Genomic DNA, 5,314 nt, shown 5'->3' with positions numbered 1-5,314 from the left:
TACCGGATGCCGGATGCCGGATGCCGGATGCGGTGTACCGGATGCCGGATGCCGGTCAGGCGTGGCCCGGGCCGCCGGCCAGGTGCCCGGCGGCACCCGCGGCGGCTCCCCGGCCGGGCTGACGTGGCCCTGAAGGTGGCCCTAACAGCGCTCGGCGGTGAGCGTCTGACGCCCGGCGAGCAGCAGGGCGGAGTCCTCCTGCGGCGGATGGACGCGGGCACAGTAGACGTCACGCAGGTGCCGCTCGAGCGGGTTGTGCCTGGTCAGGCCCGGGTTGCCGATCGCCGCCACCGCGGTCTGCACGGCTGTGACAGCGGCGCGCACGATCAGCGGCTTGGCGACGAGGAACCGCCGCGGCGCGCTGGAGTCGCCCTCGTCGAAACGGCGGACCACCCCGTAGGCGATCTCCTCAGCCTGGACCAGCTGCGCCTCGATCTCGCCGGCGATGGTCTGGATCCGCTCGGTCGTGGCGATGGGACGTCCCAGCGAGGTGGGTACGCGCTCGTTGGCGAAACGCAGGAAGAACTCCTGCGCGGCCCGGGCCACCCCGATGTACAGCGCGGGCACGCCGATCCCGACGGCACCCAGGCCCGGGTCGGCGCGCTGCTCGGAGAGGGGCACGCCGCGGAAGTTCCCGAAAGGGATCTCCACGTCGGTGTAGATGACGTCGTGCGTGCTGCTCGCCCGCAGCCCGAGATGGTCCCAGGTGCGCACGATCTCGATACCGGGGGTGCCGGCGGGGACGACGGCGTGCGCCAGCAGCGGGTCGGGGTCCTCGGTGGCCGCCCACACCAGGTGGTAGGCGAGGCCTTCCGAGCTTGTCGCGAAGCCCTTGTGCCCGTTGAGCAGCCAGCCGTCGGCGGTCCGCCGGATCTTCGTGGCCGGCAGCCCGCCGCGGGCGGGCGCTCCCCACTCCGGCTCGGCGCGGACGGCGTTGAGCAGCACCGGCCGCCGGCGGGAGTCGTCGACCACGGTGCGGTAGAGATCCGCCGGCCACCACGGGTCGATGTCCTCCAGCACGTGCTGGAGGATCGTCATCGCCGTGATCAGGGCGACCGATGGGTCGCCCCGGCCCAGCCACTGCAGGACCCGGACGCTGTCGGTGGCGCTGAGGCCCTGGCCGCCGTAGCGGGGCGAGATCCCCAGCCGCAGCAGGCCCGCGTCGTGCACGGCCTGGATGCCTGCCCAGGGGAACTCCGCGGAACGGTCGTACTCCTCGGCGGTGAGCGCGATCCGCGCGCTCGTCCGGGCGAGCGCGTCGTCGGAGATGTCCACGACCGGCAGCGCGGCCACCGGAGGGCCGGCATCGGCATCGACATCGGGACGGCCGCCGGCAGCGGCAGCGGGACGGCCGCCGGCGGCGGGATCGGCGGCGGGCAGGCCGGTGGCGGGGCGGTCGGCCGGGCCGGTCCGGGACCGTGACGGCACGCTCACGACGCCACCTGCTGCCCCGGCCGGCCGGCCCGCGCGGACGACGTTTCCCGCGCCCCCGCTCCCCCGACACCGTGCGGGCCACCGGCCGAGGCCGCCGAAGCGGCGGAAGTGGCCGAGGTAGCCGCCGAGGTGGCCGAGGTAGCCGCCGAGGTGGCCGGGCGGCCGCGCCCGGCGTCCTCCCGCACGATCTCGCCACGACGGCCGGTCGCCGCGCGGTGGGCCAGCTCCTCGCGCACCAGCGGGAGAAGGTAGCGGCCGTAGTCGATGACGTCGTTGAGGTTGTCGTACCCGCGGATCGAGATGAGCTCGGCGCCGATGTCGACGTAGTCGAGGATGGCGGCGGCGACGGTCTCGGGCGTCCCCACCAGGGCGGTGGACGCGCCGGCGGCGTTGGTCGCGGCTGCCGTGGGCGTCCACAGCGCACGATCGTGCAGGTCACCGTCGCGGGCCACCCGCAGCAGCCGCTGAGAACCGACGTTGGGTGGTTCCTGCACGCCGGTGGCACGGAACGCCGCGTGCGCGAGCCCGTTGTTGCCCCGCAGGACGTCGAGGATCCGGTGGGCCTTCTCCCAGGCCAGTTCCTCGGTGGGAGCGATGATCGGGCGGAAGGTGACCCAGATGCGGGGGGTGTCCGCACGGCCGGCGAGGCGGGCCTGCTCGGCCACCGCGTCGATCTGCTCCCTGGTCTGCCTGAGCGGTTCGCCCCACAGCCCGAAGATGTCGGCCTGCGCGCCGCCCACCTGGTAGGCCTGCGGCGACGACCCGCCGACCGACACCGGGATGCCGCCGTTGACCGGCCGCACGACCGAGACGAAGTCCTCGAAGGAGTAGTAGGTCCCGGCATGGTCGAACGGCGCTGTCGAGGCCCATACCCGGCGGAGGATGTCGATGTACTCGGCCTGTCGCGCGTAGCGCTCGGTCTTGCCCAGCCGGTCGCCCTCGCGGGCCTGCTCGTGGTCGTCCCCGCCCGCGATGAAGTGCACCACCGCGCGTCCGCCGCTGAGCTGGTCGAGGGTGGCCAGCTGTTTGGCCGCGACCGTCGGGTAGATGGTGTTGGGCCGCAGCGCGACGATCGGCCGGAGCCGCTCGGTGACCTGTGTGATGGCCGTGGCCAGGGTGAACGGGTCCTGGAAGGAGGAGTGGTAGGGCACCAGGGTGTAGTCGAAGCCACCGTCCTCCAGGACCCGCGCGTAACGCCTGAGGAAGGGCACGTCAACGGCCGGGAGGCGGAGCCGGTTGAGCTCGTTGGACGGGTTGATGTTTATGCCGCTGATGAATTCGACGGTCACGGATCCTCCGGATGCGCCGGACGGTGGCTGATCGGTGCGCCAGCCGCGGCTTGGCACGGCCGCCGCGGCTGGCACGGATGGCGGCGGCTGGCATGGATGGCGGCGGCTATGACCAGGGTGTCCAGCGCGCGATCGCGGGCAGGCCGGTGCCGGTCCGCAGCCGTTCGAGGAACAGCACGACCACGGCCGCGGCCGTCCGGTGGGTGGCGTCGTTGAGGGCGTCGTGCTTGCCGCCGTCGATGGTGACGAACTCGGCGACGGGCGCGCCCGCGTACCGCTCGCGCGCGGCCGGCAGCGGGCTGAGCAGGTCGGCCGTCCCATGCAGGCCGAGCACCGGCACGGCGACCTGGCGAAGATCACCGTCGACGATCCAGGACCGGGGTATCGGGACGGTCAGCGCGCCGCGGCGCACCGACACGTCGGCGTCCAGCCGCGCCTGGTGGGTGGGGCAGGCGGTGCGCTCACCCAGCTCGGTCTCCCACTCCCATTCCCCGATGCCGGTGGTGGCCGTCTCCCCGCCGGGGAGGCCGACGAGGATGAGGCCGTCGGCCCGCACCCGCCCGGTGGCGACCAGCGCCGCGGCGAACGCCGCGCCCGCGTCGGAGCCCGCCAGCACGCGCGGCGCGGGCAGGTCCGGGTCGGCCAGCAGGCGGTCGATCTCGGAGGTGACCGTCCGCTCGTGCGCGGTCGGGTCGCCGACCACCCGGACCCGGTAGCCGTCGAAGGCGATCCGGTTGCCGAACCGCTCGTAGAGCCCCGGGTGCTCGCCCCGGCCGGCGATCAGGATCACCGTCCCCCGCGGCGCGACCGCGGGCGGGTTGTCCCAGGCCGCGAGAGCGGGCGCGTCCGCGGCGGTGGTGGCGAGCTGAGCTGACGTCATCGATCTACGTCCTTATGTGCGGGCGGGCAGCTGATGTCCGGTAGCCGGAAGCGGTACCGGTGGGCGGGAGCCGGCCGGGACGACGGGCGCATACCGTACCGGTACGCACCGGTACGGACAGGTGCGTACAGCTACAGACAGGTACGGACCGACGGCGTAGCCGACAGCGGGCGGCGGTGTCGAAGCCGGAAGCCGTCAGGGGCCGGCACTGGCGCGTCACCGGACGAACAGGGACGAACCAGACGACCGTGGCGATCCGGATGGCCTGGTGATCCCGATGGCCTGGTGATCCCGATGGCCTGGTGATCCCGATGGCCTGGTGATCCCGATGGCCTGGACGAGCTGCCGTGGCTCGGCGACCGGCAGCCGGATCAGGCCGGGCAGTGACGCGCCGACGTCACCAGCGGGAGCCCGGTGTCACCAGAGGGAACCTGGTGTCACCAGCGGGAACAACGCACGGGACAACAGGCGGAGGTGATGGTCCCGAAGTCAATGACTCGTCTGCGGGTCAGGACGTGCCGCGCGATCCGGCACCGCGCTGGATGACGGAAAGCGGCACGGAATGTAAGCGGTCCGTGTTGCCGCACATCCCGTTTCCCGACCATGGGCATCAGGATGGTGCTGTTTTCCGTGGATGTCCAACGCGGATCCGCGATCAGACCTATTACGAAATAAAATCAGTTGCGCTATCGTGCACTGTGCCTCCCGTACTGGACCTGACGGCTCTGCGCAGCCTCACGGCGATCGCCGACCACGGCGGCTTCCGCCGGGCCGCGGAGGCGCTGTGCATCTCGCAGTCGGCGGTGAGCCAGCATGTGCGCCGCCTGGAGAAAGCGGTCGGCCGGCCGCTGGTCACCCCGGACGGCCGCGGCACACGCTTCACCTCTGATGGTGAACTACTCATCGCCATGGGGCGACGGATTCTCACCCTGCACGACGACGCCCTCGAACAACTGGGCGTGGACGCGGCGCTGGCGGGCCAGCCGACCATCACCATCGGGTCGACCGAGCATGCCGCCGACCACCTGCTCCCGCTGGTGATGTCCGCGCTCACCGCGGAGTTCCCCGACGTCCAGGTCAGGTTCCGGCTCGATCGGGGGGCCCGCCTCGACGAGGCGCTCGACCGGGGCAGCATCGACGTCGCCGTGCTCATCGGGGAGGGGAACACCCCCCTGGCCCGTCCCGCCGGCCGGCTGCCGCTGGCCTGGTTCGCGGCCACCGACTGGGTGCCGCCCCCGCCGGAACGGCCACTGCCACTGGTAGCTATCGACGATCCGTGCACGATTCGAAGCCATGCGTTACGAGTGCTGGCCCAGGCCGGGCGCACGGCCTCGGTCGTCGGCGAGGCCGGATACCTCGCCGGTGTGCTGCACGCGGTCCGCGCCGGTGTCGGTGTCGCGCTGCTCGCCGATGTCGGGGCGGTGCCGCAGGGGCTGGAACGCCGTGACGATCTGCCACCGGTCGAGCCTGAACCACTCCACGTCCGCGGCCGTCGCAGCGCCCATCCCCGGCTGACGCATCTGATCGGCGACGCGGTGCGCACGGTACTGGACGAGCGTCCCCGCCCACCGTCCTCGAACCGACCGGCGTCCTGACCCGGCGTCCTGGCCCGGCGTCTCCTGGCCCGGCGTCCCGAGCCGGTACCGCTGCCAGCCGCCGTTCGCCGCGACGGCCGGCGGGCGACGGCCGGCGGGCGGCGGCCGGCGGGCGG

4 protein-coding genes are annotated in these 5,314 nt (G+C 72.9%); 1 reads left to right on the top strand and 3 read right to left on the bottom strand.

Features of this window, described 5'->3' with window-relative positions:
• Positions 1-141: 141 nt before the first annotated feature.
• From NBX02_RS08245 to NBX02_RS08235, 3 genes are all read right to left on the bottom strand, one after another.
• Positions 142-1,434, bottom strand: a complete 1,293-nt coding sequence (locus tag NBX02_RS08245) for an acyl-CoA dehydrogenase family protein (protein ID WP_250290743.1) — start codon at positions 1,432-1,434, stop codon at positions 142-144.
• A complete protein-coding gene (locus NBX02_RS08240; RefSeq protein WP_250290742.1) occupies positions 1,431-2,723 on the bottom strand; it encodes an LLM class flavin-dependent oxidoreductase in 1,293 nt (430 codons plus the stop codon). The genes NBX02_RS08245 and NBX02_RS08240 overlap by 4 nt, the downstream gene beginning before the upstream one ends.
• A gap of 106 nt (positions 2,724-2,829) precedes the next feature.
• A complete protein-coding gene (locus NBX02_RS08235) occupies positions 2,830-3,603 on the bottom strand; it encodes a lysophospholipase (protein WP_250290739.1) in 774 nt (257 codons plus the stop codon).
• Between the two features lie 698 nt (positions 3,604-4,301).
• Between NBX02_RS08235 and NBX02_RS08230 the strand changes: the two genes are divergently transcribed.
• Positions 4,302-5,198: a LysR family transcriptional regulator gene (locus tag NBX02_RS08230; RefSeq protein WP_250290737.1), complete on the top strand. Its 897-nt coding sequence runs from the start codon at positions 4,302-4,304 to the stop codon at positions 5,196-5,198.
• The last annotated feature ends 116 nt before the right edge of the window (positions 5,199-5,314 follow it).

The organism is Protofrankia sp. CiP1_Cm_nod1 (genome assembly GCF_920888515.1).
GTDB lineage: Bacteria > Actinomycetota > Actinomycetes > Frankiales > Frankiaceae > Protofrankia.
This window is presented reverse-complemented; position numbering and strand designations above follow the sequence as displayed.